Raw genomic sequence first — 16,963 nt, 5'->3', positions numbered from 1 at the left:
GTGACGGACATGGGGGCGACGCTAGCACGGTACGGGCCGGCAGCGTCAATCCCGTGGGAATCGTGGACCGCATCGTGGGACACGCGCGCGGGCGTCGGGTGGCAGCATGGCGGCGTGTCCGTCGTCGCGTTCCAGCCGTCCCGGCTGCAGATCCTGTTCGCGCTGGTCTTCGCCGTGTGCGCGACCCCGGTGGCCTTCGGGGCCCCGTTCCTGTGGCTGGTCTACCTCCTCCCGGTCGCCGTCGTCGTGTGGACGCTGCGCACGCGCACCGTCGTCGACGCGGAGGCCGTCACCGTCCGCACGCTGCTGGCGGGCAGGCGCGTACCGTGGTCGGAGATCAGCTCGCTGCGCCTGGCCGACAAGGGCCGGGTCCACGCGGTGCTGAGCGACGGTGCCGAGCTACCGCTCCCCGCCGTCGGCGTCCGCGACCTGCCCCAGCTCGCCGCCGCGTCCGGCGGCCGGCTGGCCGACCCGGCTGGAGACCAGTAATGCCGGCTCTGCGTTCCCGCGTCACCACCCACGGCCGCAACGCCGCCGGAGCACGTTCGCTCTGGCGCGCCACCGGCATGACCGACGGCGACTTCGGCAAGCCGATCGTCGCCATCGCCAACTCCTACACCCAGTTCGTGCCCGGTCACGTGCACCTCAAGGACATGGGCGACCTGGTCGCGGGGGCGATCACGGAGGCGGGCGGCGTGCCGCGGGAGTTCCACACCATCGCCGTCGACGACGGCATCGCGATGGGCCACGGCGGGATGCTCTACTCCCTGCCCAGCCGCGAGGTCATCTCCGACGCGGTCGAGTACATGGTCAACGGCCACGCCGCCGACGCGCTCGTGTGCATCTCCAACTGCGACAAGATCACCCCCGGCATGCTCAACGCCGCGATGCGCCTCAACATCCCCACCGTGTTCGTCTCCGGCGGGCCGATGGAGGCGGGCAAGGCCGTCGTCGTCGGGGGCGTGGCGCAGGCGCCGACCGACCTGATCACGGCGATCTCGGCGTCGGCGTCGTCGGAGGTCGACGACGACGGCCTCACCGAGGTGGAGCGCTCGGCGTGCCCCACCTGCGGCTCGTGCTCGGGCATGTTCACGGCCAACTCGATGAACTGCCTCACCGAGGCGCTCGGGCTCGCGCTGCCCGGCAACGGCTCGACCCTCGCCACGCACACCGCCCGCCGGGAGCTGTTCCTGCAGGCCGGGCGCACGGTGATGGAGCTGGCCACCCGCTGGTACCGCGACGACGACGCCTCAGCGCTGCCCCGCAACATCGCCACCCGCGCGGCCTTCGAGAACGCGATGGCCCTCGACGTCGCGATGGGCGGCTCCACCAACACGGTGCTGCACATCCTGGCGGCGGCCCAGGAGGGCGAGGTCGACTTCGACCTGGCCGCGATCGACGCGGTGTCGAAGCGCGTGCCGACGCTGTCGAAGGTCTCCCCCAGCTCCGACTACCACATGGAGGACGTCCACCGCGCCGGTGGCATCCCGGCCATCCTGGGCGAGCTGTGGCGGGCGGGCCTGCTCAACACCGACGTGCACACGGTGCACTCGCCGTCGCTGGAGTCCTGGCTCTCGGAGTGGGACATCCGGGCGGAGTCGCCGTCGGAGACGGCCGTCGAGCTGTTCCACGCCGCCCCCGGCGGGGTGCGCACGACGCAGGCGTTCTCCACGTCGAACCGCTGGTCCTCGCTCGACACCGACGCCGTGTCCGGCTGCATCCACGACGCCGAGCACGCCTACACCACCGAGGGCGGGCTCGCGGTCCTGCGCGGCAACATCTCCCCGCACGGCGCGATCATCAAGACCGCGGGCATCCCCGAGGAGCTGTGGCACTTCTCCGGCCCGGCGCGGGTCGTCGAGAGCCAGGAGGAGGCCGTGTCGGTCATCCTCACCAAGCAGATCCAGCCCGGCGACGTCCTCGTGGTCCGCTACGAGGGCCCGGCAGGCGGCCCGGGGATGCAGGAGATGCTGCACCCCACCGCGTTCCTCAAGGGCTCCGGGCTCGGCGCGAAGTGCGCCCTGATCACCGACGGCCGCTTCTCCGGCGGCTCGTCGGGCATCTCGGTCGGGCACATCTCCCCCGAGGCGGCCGACGGCGGCGTCATCGGCCTGATCGAGGACGGCGACACCGTCCTCATCGACGTCCGCAGCCGCACGCTGTCGGTCGACGTGCCCGACGAGGTGCTCGCGGAGCGGCGGCAGAAGATGGACGCCTCCGAGCGCCCGTGGCAGCCCCGTGACCGCGAGCGGACGGTGTCCAAGGCCCTGCGCGCCTACGCGGCGCTGGCCACCAGCGCGCACACCGGAGCGGTCCGCCGGATCGTCTGACCCCGACCCCTCGCCGCGCGTCAGAGCGCGGCGAGGGCCGGGCCGAGTGCGCCGAGCCCGCGGGCGGCGATGCCCGCCATCTCCGTCACCCGGGCCGCGCCCAGGTGGTCGGCGGCGAAGCCGAGGTAGTGGACGTGGACGTGCACGTCGGCCCACGCGCGCTCGACGTCGGCGAGCGCGGGCGGGGGCCCGAACACCGCGGTGTACGCCGCCGGCGCGGTGGCCCCGGGCTCCCCGGCCAGCGTCAGCACGTCGACGGCGGCCGGGGCGACGCGCGCGCTGCCCCAGTCGATCAGCGAGTCGCCCAGCACGTTGCCGCGGTGCGCGTCGCCGTGCACGAGGGTGCGCGGCAGCAGGGCCAGCGCCGCGGCCATCCGGGGATCGTCGCGCCAGGCGGCCAGCGCGTCGGCCACCTCGCCGAACGCCGGGTCACCGGTGCGCGCGGCGGCCCCCCGCACCGCGACGAGGGTGCGGTCGCAGAGCCCGCGCCAGTGCGCGGCGTCGACCACGGGGATCCCGCGGGGCCGCTTGCGCCACCAGTGCGCGTGCACCTGCGCGAGGGTCCGCCACACCGCGTCCGGCACGGGCTCGCCGTCGGCCGGGGGCGCGCCGTCGACGAAGGGCACGAGCAGCCAGCCGTCGCCCGCGGCGAGGACGGCCGCGTCGGTCCGCACCACGGTGACCGCCCGCATGGCCGCCACCTCCACCGGCGACGCCGTCTTGAGCACGACGGGCACGGTCCGCCCGGCCACCTCGAGGTCGACGCGCTCGACGCTCGCGGCGACGTAGCCCCCGGCCAACGGCGTCCGCGACCGGACGACGGGTGCCCCGCCGAGCGCCCGCCCCGCCGCCGGGAGCCAGGCGGCGTCGGGCGGCGCCGTCACGGGGCGACCGGCACCGGGCCGCGCAGCAGGAAGAACACGAGCAGCCCGGCCGTCACACCGATGATCATCGCGAGCACGCCCCACGGCGCCGGGCGGCGGTTCCAGGTGCGCCCGCGCTCCAGCGCGACGTGCCCGGCCCCGGTGAACACGAGCGCGGCGGCGCCGAGCCCGAGCACCGCCTCCAGCTCCACCCCGGTCGGGCTCGTCGCGAAGAACCCGCCGCCCGCCCCGAGCTTGAGCAGCACCACGTTGAGCATGATCGACACCAGGCCCGCCGCCGCGAGCGGCGTGCCCACGCCGAGCACCACGAAGCCGCCCGCGACCAGTTCGGTGATGCCGGTGACCCACGACAGCGCGATCGTCTCGCGGAAGCCGAAACCGGCCAGGACCTGGGCGAACCCGCCGATGCCCGGACCGTTCCACAGCCCGAAGACCTTCTGCATGCCGTGCGCGACGAACGTGCCGCCGATCGCGAAGCGCAGGATCAGCAGGCCGAGGTCGGTGGCGGGGTTCCACTGCAGCGGCCGGCGCGTCGGACGGGTCGTCGGCGGCGCCGGCTCGCCGAGGCTGCCGGGCGTGAACACCGAGGTCGGCTGCTCGCTCATGGGCGCGAGCCTAGTGGGCGGGCACCGATGAGTCCGGGACTCGGGCACCGTCCTCCCCCCGACGACCCACCCACGGCGAGCGGAGCACCCGATGTCCTTCCAGGCCTACCTCGACACCATCGAGCAGAGGACCGGCCGCATCCCCGCCGACCTCGTGGCGCTCGCGCACGAGCGCGGCTACGGCGCCGACACGAAGGCCGGCGTCATGATCGAGTGGTTGAAGGAGGACTTCGGCCTCGGGCGCGGCCACGCCATGGCCCTCGTCCACGTCATCAGGAACGGGCCGGGGATCGACGAGAAGCACGTCGGGACGACCGGGACGCACCGCGACGAGTCCGCGGTCCTGCGGCTCGACGGGATCGCGAACCGCTAGTAGGCGCCCTCGACCAGGTTCGGCGGCTGCTCGCCGCGCGCGAACGCCGCGATCTGCTCCGCGGCCACCGTGTAGGCCCGGCGCATCCCGCCCGGCACGCTGCCGCCCACGTGCGGGGTGAGCAGCAGGCCGGGCGCGGACCAGAGCGGGTGGTCCGACGGCAGCGGCTCGGGCTCGGTCACGTCGACGGCGGCCCGGATCCGGCCCGACGCCAGCTCCGCGGTGAGCGCGTCGGTGTCGGCGACGGGGCCGCGCGCGGCGTTCACCAGCACGGACCCGTCCGGCATGGCGGCGAGGAACTCGGCGTCGATCAGGCCCCTGGTGTCGTCGGTGAGCGGGACGATCACCACGCACGCGTCGTGGTCGGGGAGGAGGTCGAGCACCTCGTCGATGCCGTGCACGCCGTCGCGGGCCCGGCGCCCGACCAGCGTGGTCCGCACCCCGAACGGCGTCAGGCGGCGCACGGTGTTCTCCGCGACGTCCCCGGCCCCGACGATCAGCACGCGCTTGCCGTCGAGCTCCTCGGTCTGGTGGTAGTCCCAGCGGGCCTCGGCCTGCGCGTGCACGAACCGCGGCAGGTGCCGGTAGACCGCGAGCAGCGCGGCGACGACCCACTCCGCGGTGGCCCCGCCGTGCGCCCCGCGGCAGTCCGACAGCGCGACGCCGTCGGGCAGGTTCCCGATCCACGCCTCCGCGCCCGCCGTGAGCAGCTGCACGAGCTGCAGCGCGGGCAGCTTCTCCGTGATCGCCACGGCCTCGCTGGTCGCGAGGAACGGCGGCACGAGCACCTGCGCGTGCTCCGCCTCGGCGGGCAGGTCGCCCTCGGGGTCGTAGACGACGGCGGTGACGCCCTCGAGGAGCTCCGCCCCCTCGGCGTGCGGGACCAGGACGGTGATCGGGTCGGCCATGCCCCGGACGGTACTCACGGCGCGCACACCCGGCCCGGCCTAACCTGTCGCGCGTGAGGGGACGGGTGCGGCGTGCGCTGGCCGCGGGGCTGCTGGCCGTCGGGCTGGCCGGGTGCGCCACCTTCCCCGACAACGGGCCGCGGGAGTGGCAGGAGCAGATCGAGGGCGCGGGCGAGCTGGGCGGGATCCCGCGCGTCCCGGAGTCCGAGGACGCGCGCACCCCCCCGCCCCGGGCCGAGCAGTCCCCGCAGGGCGGGGCGCCCCCGGCGCCGCAGCCCTGCGACGACCCGGACCCGGCCGTCGTCGAGACCTGCCTCGATCCGGTGGGCGCCGTCGCGGTGCTCCCCGACGGGGTCAGCGCGCTGGTGGCCGAGCGGATCACCGGGCGGGTGCTGCGCGTGGAGCGCGGCACCGACCCGGTGCTGGTGGCGACGGTGCCGGTCGACGCGACCGGGGGCGGCGGCCTCACCGGCCTGGTGCTCTCGCCGTCCTACGCCGAGGACCGGCTGGTCTACGCCTACGCCACGACCGGCGAGGACAACCGCGTCGTGCGCATCGCCGACGGCGAGCCGCCGGAGCCGGTGCTCACCGGGATCCCGCGCGGGGCCGTCCACAACGGGGGTGCGCTGGGCGTCGACGTCGACGGGTCCCTGCTGGTGGCCACCGGCGACGCGGGCGGCGCCGATCCCGCGTCACTGGCCGGCAAGCTGCTGCGGATCGACGCGTTCGGCCGGCCCGCCACCGGCAACCCCGACCCGGCGTCGCCCGTGCTCAGCTCCGGCCTCACCGCCCCCGGGGGCGTGTGCGTCAACACCGCGACGACGGCGGCCTGGGTCACCGACCGGGCGGCCACGCAGGACGTGCTGCACCTCGTGGTCCCCGGCCCCCTGGCCGCGCCCGCGTGGAGCTGGCCGGACCGTCCCGGCGTCGCGGGGTGCGTGGCCCAGCTCGACGTCGTGGCGATCGCCCAGACCGGTGCGGCGGCGCTGTTCATCCTGCGCACCGATCCCCTGACCAACGCCTTCACCGCCACCGAGACCCAGCTGGCGGGCACCTACGGCCGCCTCTCCGCCGCCGCCCCCGGCCCCGACGGCCTGATCTGGCTCGGCACCGTCAACAAGGACGGCGGGGTGCCGGTGCCCTCCGACGACCGGGTGCTGGTGCTGCCCCCGGTCGCCTCGGGCGGGCAGTCCCGGGCCTAGGGCGTGTCCTGTAAGGGTTCTGACCTGCTGTCGGTGATCATGCTCGGGTGGTGGGTCGGGGTGAGCTGACGGACAAGGCCTGGGCGCGAATCGAGCCGTTGCTGCCCCCGGTCGCAGGGCGAGGCCGGCGGTGGCGCGATCACCGTCAGGTGATCAACGCGATCCTGTGGAAGCTGCGCACCGGCGCCCCGTGGCGCGACCTGCCCGAGCGCTACGGACCCTGGAAGACCGCGCATGAACGCCTGCGGATCTGGACCGCGGACGGCACCTGGGAACGCATCCTCGACGACGTGATCGTCAAGGATGACGCCGTCGGGAACGTGGAGTGGACCTTCAGCATCGATTCCAGCAGCGTCCGGGCTCACCAGCACTCCGCCGGTGCCCGGAAAAAGGGGGCTGCACCACTGGGTGGGTCGAAGCCCTCGCCGTCGATGGAGAAGCCCTCGGACGGTCCCGTGGCGGGCTGACCAGCAAGATTCATCTCGCGGTCGATGGGCGCGGACTGCCGATGTCGGTGATCCTCACCCCGGGCCAGGCCGGGGACAACCCACAACTGCTCCCGCTGCTCGATCAGATCGTGGTCGGCCGAGACGGACCCGGCCGACCACGCACCCGGCCCGACCGGGTGCTGGCCGACAAGGCCTACTCCCACCCCTCGACCCGCGCGGCGCTACGCCGGCGCCGCATCGCGTTCACCAGCCCCGAACGCAGCGACCAGATCCAGCGCCGACGCGCGAAGGGCCCCCGCGGCGGTCGCCCACCGGCGTTCGACCCGGCCCTCTACGCCAGTCGCAACGTGGTCGAACGCTGCTTCAACCGGCTCAAACAGTTCCGCGCCCTCGCCACCCGCTACGCGAAGCGCGTGGCCTACTACCGATCGGAGATCATCATCGCCGCGACCGTGTTGTGGCTGCGCACCGACTTACGGGACACGCCCTAGAAGAACTTGAGCAGGTGGTCGGTGACCGGGCCGGCGGCCTCGACGGCCGTCCAGTGTCCGATCCCGGGGACGATCTCGACCGTCGCGGAGCCGTGGGCCTCGGCGAGCTCGGTGCTGGCGTCGGGCGGGCCCACCTTGTCCTCGTCGCCGGTGATCAGCAGCAGCGGCAGGCTCGGGGTCACCGGGCCCGGGTCTCCGGCGGCGGCGAGCGCCTCGCAGTTGCGGGCGTAGCCCTCGGCGTCCTGGCGCATGACCAGCTCGCGGACGAACGCGGCCACCTCCGGCTTGTCCCGCCGGGTGCTCTCGGACAGCGCGTTCGCGACCACGCCGGGCGCGACGGCGGCGGTTCCCTTGTCCCGCAACGTCGCAGCCCGGTCGCGCTGGGCCTGCCGGCCGGCCTCGGCGGGCTCGCGGACCGCGCCGAGGAGGGCGAGCGCGCTCACCCGGTCCGGGTACTTCGCGGCGAACCTGCGCACGACGAGGGTGCCCATGGAGTGGCCCACCACACCGGCCGAGGCGATCCCCAGCTCGTCGAGAACCGCGGCCAGGTCGTCGGCGTGGGACTCGATGCTGATCCCCTCGGCGTTCGCCGAGCGGCCGGCGCCGGCGGAGTCGACCCGGATCACCGTGTGACCACCGGCGAGGGCGTCGGCCTGGACCTGGTAGAAGTTCGACGTGCCGCCGAGGCCGTGCACGAGCACGACCGCCGGACCCTGGCCGTCGATCTCGACGGCGAGTTCCTTACCGTTGACGTACATGTGCGTCCTTTCTCAGGCGATGCGGTTGCGCTGCGAGCCGAGGCCGGTGATCGAGACCTCGACGACGTCGCCGCTGACCATGAACCGCGGCGGGTCGAACCCGATCCCGACGCCCGCCGGGGTGCCGGTGGCGATCAGGTCTCCGGGCCGCAGGGTGATCCCGGCCGACAGCGTCGCGATCAGCTCGGGGATGTCGAAGATCAGGTCCTTCACCGGGGCGGACTGGCGCGGCTCGCCGTTGACGACGCTCTGCACCTGCAGCGACGTCACGTCGTCGATCTCGTCGGCCGACACCGCGTAGGGACCCATCGGCGCGTGGGTGTCGAGGGACTTCCCGATCAGCCACTGCTTGTGCTTGCGCTGCAGGTCCCGGGCGGTGAAGTCGTTTATGATCGTGTAGCCCCACACGTGGTCGTAGGCGTCCGCGCGGCTGATCCCGCGCCCCCCACGCCCGATGATCACGCCGAGCTCGGCCTCGTAGTCCAGCTCCGAGGTGACGTCGGTGTGCGGCTCGATGTCGTCGAAGGGGCCGTTGACCGAGGTCGTGGCCTTGGAGAACACGACCGGGTACTCCGGCAGGGCCTCCGAGCGGTCGGGCTGGTCGTAGCCGCTGCGGCCGAACTCCACGACGTGGTCGCGGTAGTTCTTGCCGACGCAGAAGATGTCGCGCCGCGGCACCGGGATCGGCGCGTGCAGGCGGACGGAGTCGAGGGCGTGCCGCGGCTGCGCGGCGGCGTCGCGCTCCAGGGCCGGACCGAGCTCGGCCCAGCCCTCGATGACGTCGAGGACGCTGGCGCCGGCCGGAAGGAGCGCACTGACGTCGTGGACGACGCCCGCGTCGGGGTCCACCACGCCGACGTGCTGCGCCGACCCGGTGGAGAAGGTCACCAGCTTCATCGCTGCACCAATCTGAACCAATAGAACCAATGTGGCCAGGCGTGAACGTACGCCCCTCATCTCGACCTGTCGAGGGGAGGGTGAGCATCGACTTCGGCCGATTTACATTGGTCTGGATTGGTCACACTGCTGCGGCTACTGTAGGCGCATGATGGCGGTGGAACAGTCGCTGCGCAGCCTCCTCACCGAAGGCGCCCAGGCCGGGACCTTCGGCCCCGGCTCGAAGCTGCCCACCGAACGGGCCCTGGTCGAGCAGCTCTCCGCGCCCCGCAGCGCGATCCGGCGCGCGCTGGAGGTGCTCGAACGCGACGGACTGGTCATCCGCCACGTCGGCCGAGGCACGTTCCTCACCGAGGCGGTACTGCAGCCCGTCGAGGGTGCACCCGCGAACACGAGCCCGGCGGAGATCATGCAGGTGCGGCTGCTCCTCGAGCCGCAGGTCGCCACCCTCGCAGCCCGGGTCGCGACGCAGGCCGATCTCGACCGCATCACCGAGTGTCTCGACGCCGGGGGCAGCAGCGAGGACTTCGATGGCTTCGAGTCCTGGGACGCGCGGCTGCACCGGGCCATCGCGCAGGCCGTCCACAACGGGCTGCTCATGAACATGTTCGACGTCCTCAACACCGCCCGGGCCCTTCCCGTCTGGGGCACGTTGAAGCGTCGGACGTCCACCCCGGAACTGCGCCGCTGCTACCACGGCGAGCACACCGCGATCGTCGACGCGCTGCGCGACCGCGACTCCGCCGGATCCGGCGAGGCCATGCGGATCCACCTGGAGAACGTGTCGGACAACCTCCTCGGCCGGCACTGACCCGCCCGCCCGGGGTCGAGAGGAGTGGGTCCCGCCCGCGGCGGGTATCCGCACCCGTGATCATCACAGCCGACCGGCTCCGGGAGTTGTTCGACTCCGACCTGCCGGACCCGCAGCTCGCCGTCGTCGAGGGGCAGGCCCGCGTGGTGCCCGGAACAGCGGACGAGGACCAGGGCCTCGTCGTCGCGTCCCGCAGCGAACTGCTCGAACGACACGGCGGCTCGGCGCCGTCCGGACAGGCGCTCGAGGAGCTCGCCGTCGCCCTCGAGACCACCGTCGACACCCTCGGCGCCTGACCCGCCCGCCCCGACCCGGGAGGGCGTGAGACGGGTTCAGCCCTTGACGTAGGCGAGCTTCTCGGCGACCCAGGCGGGCATGTCGTCTCCACCGCCCGCCTGGCGGGACTCGCGGCACACGACGGACAGGTCCCGCCCCAGGCGTCAGCCTCTCGAGAGTCGACGGCGGTTGGCCACGACCGCCGGTGGACCGGGCCGAGCACGTTGCCGACGGCCTTGGCGGTGTCCTTCGGCGGAGTCGTCACCGCGGCCGTCGCGGCCTGGAACAACGCCTCGACCTTCTCCTGCACCATGCGGGTGTACTCCCGGCGGTCCCGGGCGCTCGGCGGCCAACCGCCCGACGCCATCCGGAACGTCCGATGGGCGATCACCACCGGCGCCGACCAGGCGATCTCCGCGACCAGGAGCCACGGCTTCACCCACCCCGGGCCGGGCATCGTACCAGCGGACGTGCGCCTTCTCGCGGTCATCGGCCGACGCTAGCGTCCCGGCCCAGGCGCGTCAGCGGCGCGCGGCCGCGAATCCGGCGAGCTCGTCGAGGGCTCGGAGGGCTTCGGACTCGGGGAGGGTCTCGAGGTTCAGCGTGACCTCGTCGACCCCGGCAGCGGCGTAGCCGTCCACCCTCTCCGGATCCGGATCTGCGGCGTACACCGTGAACGGCACGTCGTGCCGGCCCTGCTCGGCAAGCCATTCCCGGACGCGGCGGATCTCCTCGGGAGGGGTGTGCGCGCGGGGCAGCCACGCGTCGCCGTAGGTCGCCAGCCGGCGCAGCGCCGCCTTGCTCTCCCCGCCGAGGTAGATGGGCGGATGGGGCTTCTGCACTGGTTTCGGCCAGGCGTAGATGGGGTCGAAGTCGACGTGCTGCCCGTGGAACTCCGCCTCGTCCTTCGTCCAGATCTCCTTCAGCGCCGCGAGCTGCTCGTCCATCTGCGCGCCGCGGGTGCCAGGCTCGGTGCCGTGGTTGCGCATCTCCTCGCGGTTCCACCCGACCCCGACCCCGAAGGCGACCCGGCCGCCCGAGACGAGGTCGAGGCTCGCGACCTGCTTCGCGGTGTGGATGACGTCCCGCTGGGGCAGCAGCGCGATCCCGGTGCCCAGCACGAGCCGCGACGTCACGACGCCGGCCGCGGTCAGGGCGACGAACGGATCGAGCGTGCGGTAGTACATCTGCGGGAGCTCACCCCCGCCCGGATACGGGGTCTCCCTGCTCACGGGGATGTGGGAGTGCTCGGCGATGAACAACGAAGTGAAGTCGCGTTCCTCGAGTGCGCGCCCCAGCGCCTCGGGGCCGATTCCCTCGTCGGTGATGAACGTGGCGATCCCGAATTTCATGACGTCGACACCTACCAGATCGGGAGCCGCGGCGTGGGACCGTCGAGCGCTCGGTCGGTTCAGACGACGAACCTTCATGATCACGATCTCGGCGGGAGAACGTCCACCCGGGACCCGCGTTCCGCGTAATTCGGCCGGTCTGGAGGTCCTGGGCGGGTGAGGATGCAGGTCAGGGCAGTGCGGATGGCCACCGAGGGCAGATTCGCCTAGAGAAACGCCTGTCTGGGTAGTTGCTGCTGAGCGTGCTGTGATGGTCTATGTTCTAGAGCGATGTACGTGAAGACGACGGCGCGGAAGACCAAGAGCGGGACTGTCCGCTACCTGCATCTGGCGCACAACGAGTGGGACCCGGTCGCCGGCCGGTCGGTCCCGAAGATCCTCTACGGGTTCGGGCGGGCCGACCAGCTCGACCGCGTCGCGGTCAAGCGGCTGGTGGGGTCGCTGGCCCGGCTGCTGGACCCGGCCGACGCGTTGGCTGCGACCGCGGGCTCGGAGCTGGTGTTCTGCGAGTCCCGCCCGTTGGGCGGCACGTTCGTCCTCGACGCGCTGTGGCGGCGGCTGGGCATCGACACCGTCCTGCGCGGCCTGGACGCCAAGCCGCGTCGCGGTCGGCCCCGCGACACCGCGGCGACCGAGCGGGTGCTGTTCGGGCTGGTCGCGAACCGGGCGCTTGCGGCGTCGTCGAAGCTGGCGGCAGCGGACTGGATCAACCACGACGTGCACATCGACGGGCTGCCCCAGACCAGCGACGACGCCTGCTACCGGGCGATGGACTGGCTCCACGACGTCCGCGAGCAGCTGGAGATCGGGGTGTTCCGCCAGGTCGCGAACCTGCTCAACCTCGAGGTCGACCTGCTGTTCTTCGACACCACCTCCACCTACTTCGAACTCGACGACCCCGACGAGCCGGTCACCCGCGACGAACACGGCCACCCGGTCCCCGACCAGGACGGCAAGGAGGGCAAGAAGGGCAACGTCGGGTTCCGGACCTACGGCAAGTCCAAGGACTCCCGCGACGACCTGCCCCAGATCGTGATCGGGATGGCGGTCACCCGCGAGGGGATCCCAGTGCGGGTGTGGTGCTGGCCCGGGAACACCGCGGACTCCAAGCTCATCCGCCAGGTCAAGGACGACATGCGGGACTGGACCCTGTCGAAGATCGTGTGGGTGGCCGACCGCGGATTCTCCTCCGAGGCCAACCGCCGCTACCTGCGCCAGGGCGAGCACGCCTACATCATCGGGGAGAAGCTGCGCTCGGACTCGGTGGAGATCAAGGCCGCGCTGTCCCGGCAGGGCCGCTACACCGAGATCGCGGAGAACATGCGGATCAAGGAGGTGAAGGTCTCCGAGTCCGAGCGGTTCGTCATCTGCCACAACCCCGACGCCGCCGGGCGCGACGCGCACATCCGCGCCCAGCTGATCGCCCAGCTCGAGGAGCTGATCGCCGACTCGGACCGCCTGCCCGTCATGAAGCGCGGCGAGCTGCGCGGACGAATCTCGACCAAGCCGGGCCTGAACCGGTACCTGCGGGTCACTCCCGGCGGGCTGCTGCGCGTCGACAAGGCCAAGATCAAGACCGAGGCCAACCTCGACGGGAAGTACCTGCTGCGCTGCTCGGACCCGCACCTGCCCGCCGCCGACATCGCGCGCGGCTACAAGCAACTCCTGGAAGTCGAGCGCGGCTGGCGCGACATGAAGCAGATCATCGACCTGCGCCCGGTCTATCACCGGCTCGAAGAACGCATCCGCGCCCACGTCGTGCTCTGCTGGCTCGCGCTGCTGCTCATCCGCGTCGTCGAGACCACCACCGGCGACACCTGGCATCACGTGCGCCGCCACCTCGACCGGCTCCACGCCGGCACCTTCACCGGCCCCACCGGAGTGTTCCGCCAGCGCACCGAGCTGTCCAAGCCCCAACGCGACCTACTCGCCCGCCTCGACATCCCCGCCCCGAAGCAGATCATCGAACTCGCCACCGCAAGCCGCTGACCAGCAGCGACACCGCCGTCTAGAGACACGCCCGTCCGGGGCGTCTCAACGTATTCCTCCAGGTCAAGCCCCCCATCGCAGGACTGTCCGACGAACGGTGTAACTGGTCCGACACGCCGAGCGCAGCTCGGGGGAGGGATCAGCAATGACCGAGACGATCGAGCCTGTGCCGGATCGGATTGATCAGCAGCAGCTCGCCCAGCAGTTGGTGGAAGCAGCCCGGGCCGAGGGGGTGGAGCTTGTCGGCCCGGGCGGTCTGCTTACCGGGTTGACGAAGACGGTGCTCGAGACCGCACTGGAGGCGGAGATGACCGAGCACCTGGGCTATGACCGCCACGACCGGGCCGGGCAGGAGAACCCCAACTCCCGCAACGGGACTCGCGTCAAGACGGTGCTGACCGAGATCGGGCCGGTGCAGATCGAGGTGCCCCGTGACCGGGACGCCAGCTTCGACCCGGTCATCGTGCGCAAGCGCCAACGGCGTCTGGACGGCATCGACGAGATCGTGTTGTCGCTGACCGCCCGCGGCCTGACCACCGGGGAGGTGGCGGCGCATTTCGACGAGGTCTACGGCGCGAAGGTCTCCAAGGACACGATCTCGCGGATCACCGACAAGGTCCTCGACGAGTTGGGCGAATGGGCCCAGCGTCCGCTCGACGCGGTCTACCCGGTGCTGTTCATCGACGCCATCCACATCAAGGTCCGCGACGGCCAGGTCACCAACCGGCCCTTCTACGTCGTCATCGGCGTCACCGTGGACGGGCACCGCGACATCCTCGGGATCTGGGCCGGCGACGGCGGCGAGGGCGCGAAGTACTGGCTCCACGTCCTGACCGAGATCAAGAACCGCGGCGTGGTCGACGCCTGCATCGTGGTCTGCGACGGCCTGAAAGGCCTCCCGGAGTCGATCACCACCGTGTGGCCCCACGCGCTGGTCCAGGCCTGTGTGCTGCACCTGATCCGCAACACCTTCCGCTACGCCTCCCGCCGCTACTGGGAACAGATGGCGCGGGATCTGCGCCCGGTCTACACCGCGCCCACCGAGGCGGCCGCCGAGGACCGGTTCGCCGAGTTCGCCGCGACCTGGGGCGGGCAGTACCCGGCGATCATCGCGTTGTGGCGCTCGGCCTGGTCGGAGTTCGTGCCGTTCCTCGACTACGACGTCGAGATCCGGAAGGTCATCTGCAGCACGAACGCGATCGAGTCGATCAACGCCCGCTACCGGCGCGCGGTCAAGGCCCGCGGCCACTTCCCGACCGAGCAGGCCGCGCTCAAGTGCCTCTACCTGGTCACCCGAGCGCTCGACCCGACCGGGAAGGGCCGGGCCCGGTGGGCGATGCGCTGGAAGCCGGCGCTGAACGCCTTCGCGATCACCTTCGCCGGACGTATCGTTCCCAGCAACGGAAGCTAGCCATCACGACCGGTTACACCGTTCATCTGACACTCCCCCCATCGAGCCCGTCCGCCGGGCTCGGGGCGGCGCTCGCGGGTGTCGCGCTGATCGTCGTCGGGGTGCCGGCGGTGGTGCTGCGCGTCCGCTCCCGGCCGGACGGCTTCCTGCCCCGGTCCGTGGTGACCAACCCGGTGGTCGTCCGCTCGGCACTCGCCGCGGCCGCGGTTCCCGCGAGCTGGTTCGCCCTCCTGCTGGGCATCCCGATCGCCCTCGCCGCCCGCGGCCGGACCCCGTTGGCGATCGGGCTGACCCTGGCCGCGGTCGGGGCCTGGTACGACGTGACCGCGCTCCTCCTCGTCGCCGTGGTGCTCAACACCGTCGCCTTCGGGATCGGCCGGCCCTCGATGACCGCCGCCGTGAGCGGTGCGAGCGCCGGGGAGGAGTGCTCGGCGTCGCCACCCCGCGTTCCTCACCGGCGCCGGGGTCGGCGCCGCGGTCGTCGGCGGCCTCGCCGCGCCGCTCGGCATCGGCACCGCGGTCGCCGTCCTCGTCCTGCTCCCGATCCTCGGCGTCACCCTGCTGCTCGGGAGGAACCGGACGGAGCACCCGGCCTGACCGGCGGCGCCGACCACGGGCCCGGCCCCGGCCCGCGCGCGACGCGGGCCGGGGCCGGATCTGTTCGACCGTCCCGGGGTGGACGAGAGCTACCCCGTGGCTTCCGCCGTCCCGGCCTCCGCCTCGCCGCGTCGCGGCGGCCGCCGCTCCCGGCAGTAGCTCCCCGGCGGGTCGGAGCGGCCGAACGCGCACTCGCCCCGTTCCCTGCACCGCCGGTTGCACGGGCCGATCGTGTCCTGCTTCGCCGCCGCCGCCCTTCGCAGCGCAGCGACGTCGAGCCCGGTCACTGCGCCGATGCCAGCACGTTCTCCTTCTCGCCGGCGCTCATCCCGGGCTTCGCCCCGAGGTCGAACCGCGGACCGGACGGCAGCGTGTTGTGGAAGATCTTGCCGCCCTTGATGACCGTGGTGATCTTGTCGAGGTCCTGCATCACCGTGATGTCGGCGAGCGGGTCGCCGTCGACCACCACGATGTCGGCGAACTTGCCGGCCTCGAGGGTGCCCACCTTGCCCCCGAAGTCGACCAGGGCGCCCGCGTCGCGGGTGGCCGCCACGAGCGTCTCGCGCGGGGTGTAGCCGAACATCTCGACGAAGTTCTGCAGGTCCCGGGCGTAGGTGCCGTGCGGGGTCCAGGCCAGGCCGAAGTCGCCGCCGGGCAGCACCCGGATGCCCGCCGCCTTCATCTTGCCGACGCTGGCGATGGTCTCGACCATCTCCTCCTTGTAGCCCATGGAGTCGAGCACGTCGTGGCTGAAGCCGAACTGGGCGCCGTTCTCGTAGAGCCCGACCTGCCAGTGGATGGCCGGGCTGACGAAGATGCGGTGCCGCTGCTCGCGCATGCGCTCGAGCGCCTCGTCGTTGAGGTAGTTGGCGTGCCCGATCACGTCGAACCCGGCCTTCATGGCCTGGATCACCGCGTCCGCCGACCGGGCGTGGCAGAGCATCCGCAGGCTGCGGCGGTGTCCCTCGTCGACCGCGGCGTCGGCCTCCTCCTGGGTGTAGGAGAGCTCGCCGGGCAGGTCGGACTCGATCATGCCCTCGCCGTCGAGGTAGACCTTGACGGTGTCGGCCCCGGACTTGCGGACCGAGCGGATGACCTTGCGGACCTCCCACGGGTTGTCCGCCAGCAGGGCCAGCCCGTCCATGCCGAGCTGCAGGTGGTCCGGGTTCCAGTCGACCATCCCGCCGGTGCCGAGGACGTCCCGGCCGCAGGCCACGTAGCGCGGGCCGGGGGCGACCCCGGAGTTGATCGCGTTGCGGACGGCCACGTCGACCGCGTGCAGGGAGCCGAAGCTGTTCGCCGAGGTGTAGCCGCAGCGCAGCATCGTCCGCGCGTTCTCCACCGCGTAGATCGTGGTGGCCTCGGCGGTGCAGTTCATGTCCAGGTCCTGCAGGCTGGACGCGTTGAAGTAGGACAGGTGGCTGTGCGCCTCCGTCATACCCGGCATCACGAAACGCCCGCCCAGGTCGATGCGGGGGACGCTCTCGTCGACGTCGTCGAACTGGTCCATCGAGCCGACGCGGCGGATCTCCTCGCCCTCGACCCAGATGGCACCGTCGGGGATCACCTCCTCGTCAGTGCCGTCGAAGATGCGGCCGTGGACGAGGAGCATGGACTCGGCGTTGAGCAT

Annotated in this window: 18 protein-coding genes; 11 read left to right on the top strand and 7 right to left on the bottom strand. The window is 72.3% G+C overall.

What is annotated here, in order from left to right:
- Positions 1–114: 114 nt before the first annotated feature.
- Both H6H00_RS14550 and ilvD read left to right on the top strand, forming a co-directional pair.
- Positions 115–489, top strand: a complete 375-nt coding sequence (locus H6H00_RS14550) for a PH domain-containing protein (RefSeq protein ID WP_185721780.1) — start codon at positions 115–117, stop codon at positions 487–489.
- Positions 489–2,330, top strand: coding sequence for a dihydroxy-acid dehydratase (ilvD, locus tag H6H00_RS14545; protein WP_185721779.1), 1,842 nt, complete (start codon positions 489–491; stop codon positions 2,328–2,330). The genes H6H00_RS14550 and ilvD overlap by 1 nt, the downstream gene beginning before the upstream one ends.
- 20 nt (positions 2,331–2,350) lie before the next feature.
- Here the strand turns inward: ilvD and H6H00_RS14540 are convergent, their stop codons facing one another.
- Positions 2,351–3,214, bottom strand: coding sequence for an aminoglycoside phosphotransferase family protein (locus H6H00_RS14540; RefSeq protein ID WP_185721778.1), 864 nt, complete (start codon positions 3,212–3,214; stop codon positions 2,351–2,353).
- Positions 3,211–3,819, bottom strand: coding sequence for a DoxX family protein (locus H6H00_RS14535; RefSeq protein ID WP_185721777.1), 609 nt, complete (start codon positions 3,817–3,819; stop codon positions 3,211–3,213). The genes H6H00_RS14540 and H6H00_RS14535 overlap by 4 nt, the downstream gene beginning before the upstream one ends.
- Positions 3,820–3,910: 91 nt before the next feature.
- On the opposite strand from H6H00_RS14535, the gene H6H00_RS14530 reads away from it, so the two are divergent.
- Complete coding sequence (locus tag H6H00_RS14530; RefSeq protein ID WP_185721776.1) at positions 3,911–4,192, top strand: DUF4287 domain-containing protein; 282 nt, start codon at positions 3,911–3,913, stop codon at positions 4,190–4,192.
- On the opposite strand, the gene H6H00_RS14525 is transcribed toward H6H00_RS14530, so the two are convergent.
- Complete coding sequence (locus tag H6H00_RS14525; RefSeq protein WP_185721775.1) at positions 4,189–5,100, bottom strand: 2-hydroxyacid dehydrogenase; 912 nt, start codon at positions 5,098–5,100, stop codon at positions 4,189–4,191. The two genes, H6H00_RS14530 and H6H00_RS14525, sit on opposite strands and share 4 nt — an antisense overlap.
- A gap of 53 nt (positions 5,101–5,153) precedes the next feature.
- Between H6H00_RS14525 and H6H00_RS14520 the strand changes: the two genes are divergently transcribed.
- Complete coding sequence (locus H6H00_RS14520; RefSeq protein ID WP_185721774.1) at positions 5,154–6,302, top strand: PQQ-dependent sugar dehydrogenase; 1,149 nt, start codon at positions 5,154–5,156, stop codon at positions 6,300–6,302.
- A 50-nt stretch (positions 6,303–6,352) separates the two neighbouring features.
- Positions 6,353–7,242, top strand: a protein-coding gene (locus H6H00_RS14515) for an IS5 family transposase (RefSeq protein WP_221775876.1) whose coding sequence is annotated in 2 segments (ribosomal slippage) — positions 6,353–6,725 and positions 6,725–7,242 — 891 coding nt in all. Because the reading frame shifts where the segments join, the coding sequence is not laid out codon by codon here.
- Here H6H00_RS14515 and H6H00_RS14510 read toward each other — a convergent pair.
- A complete protein-coding gene (locus H6H00_RS14510; RefSeq protein WP_185721773.1) occupies positions 7,239–8,000 on the bottom strand; it encodes an alpha/beta fold hydrolase in 762 nt (253 codons plus the stop codon). The genes H6H00_RS14515 and H6H00_RS14510 overlap by 4 nt on opposite strands.
- 12 nt (positions 8,001–8,012) lie before the next feature.
- A complete protein-coding gene (locus H6H00_RS14505; protein WP_185721772.1) occupies positions 8,013–8,897 on the bottom strand; it encodes a fumarylacetoacetate hydrolase family protein in 885 nt (294 codons plus the stop codon).
- A gap of 148 nt (positions 8,898–9,045) precedes the next feature.
- Between H6H00_RS14505 and H6H00_RS14500 the strand changes: the two genes are divergently transcribed.
- From H6H00_RS14500 to H6H00_RS14490, 3 genes are all read left to right on the top strand, one after another.
- Entirely contained in the window at positions 9,046–9,708 is a 663-nt protein-coding gene (locus tag H6H00_RS14500) for a FadR/GntR family transcriptional regulator (protein ID WP_185721771.1), read from the top strand.
- Positions 9,709–9,764: 56 nt separating this feature from the next.
- On the top strand, positions 9,765–10,004 hold the full coding sequence (locus H6H00_RS14495; RefSeq protein ID WP_185721770.1) for a hypothetical protein: 240 nt from the start codon (positions 9,765–9,767) through the stop codon (positions 10,002–10,004).
- Positions 10,005–10,226: 222 nt separating this feature from the next.
- Entirely contained in the window at positions 10,227–10,487 is a 261-nt protein-coding gene (locus H6H00_RS14490; protein ID WP_185721769.1) for a hypothetical protein, read from the top strand.
- A gap of 18 nt (positions 10,488–10,505) precedes the next feature.
- Here the strand turns inward: H6H00_RS14490 and H6H00_RS14485 are convergent, their stop codons facing one another.
- Positions 10,506–11,336 (bottom strand): LLM class F420-dependent oxidoreductase, encoded by an 831-nt coding sequence (locus tag H6H00_RS14485; protein ID WP_185721768.1) that lies wholly within the window; start codon positions 11,334–11,336, stop codon positions 10,506–10,508.
- A gap of 270 nt (positions 11,337–11,606) precedes the next feature.
- On the opposite strand from H6H00_RS14485, the gene H6H00_RS14480 reads away from it, so the two are divergent.
- The 3 genes from H6H00_RS14480 to H6H00_RS14470 all read left to right on the top strand — a co-directional run bounded on the left by H6H00_RS14480 (position 11,607) and on the right by H6H00_RS14470 (position 15,333).
- Positions 11,607–13,325: an IS1634 family transposase gene (locus tag H6H00_RS14480; RefSeq protein ID WP_185721767.1), complete on the top strand. Its 1,719-nt coding sequence runs from the start codon at positions 11,607–11,609 to the stop codon at positions 13,323–13,325.
- A gap of 145 nt (positions 13,326–13,470) precedes the next feature.
- Positions 13,471–14,736 carry an IS256 family transposase gene (locus tag H6H00_RS14475; RefSeq protein ID WP_185717264.1) on the top strand — a complete coding sequence of 422 codons (1,266 nt, stop codon included), beginning with the start codon at positions 13,471–13,473 and terminating at the stop codon, positions 14,734–14,736.
- A gap of 405 nt (positions 14,737–15,141) precedes the next feature.
- Entirely contained in the window at positions 15,142–15,333 is a 192-nt protein-coding gene (locus H6H00_RS14470; protein WP_185721766.1) for a hypothetical protein, read from the top strand.
- 283 nt (positions 15,334–15,616) lie between these two features.
- On the opposite strand, the gene H6H00_RS14465 is transcribed toward H6H00_RS14470, so the two are convergent.
- Positions 15,617–16,963 carry a metal-dependent hydrolase family protein gene (locus H6H00_RS14465; protein WP_185721765.1) on the bottom strand — a complete coding sequence of 449 codons (1,347 nt, stop codon included), beginning with the start codon at positions 16,961–16,963 and terminating at the stop codon, positions 15,617–15,619.

The sequence above is a fragment of the Pseudonocardia petroleophila genome, assembly GCF_014235185.1.
Taxonomy (GTDB): domain Bacteria; phylum Actinomycetota; class Actinomycetes; order Mycobacteriales; family Pseudonocardiaceae; genus Pseudonocardia; species Pseudonocardia petroleophila.
Note: the sequence above shows the minus strand (reverse complement) of the source record. Positions and strands in the feature narration are given on the sequence as shown.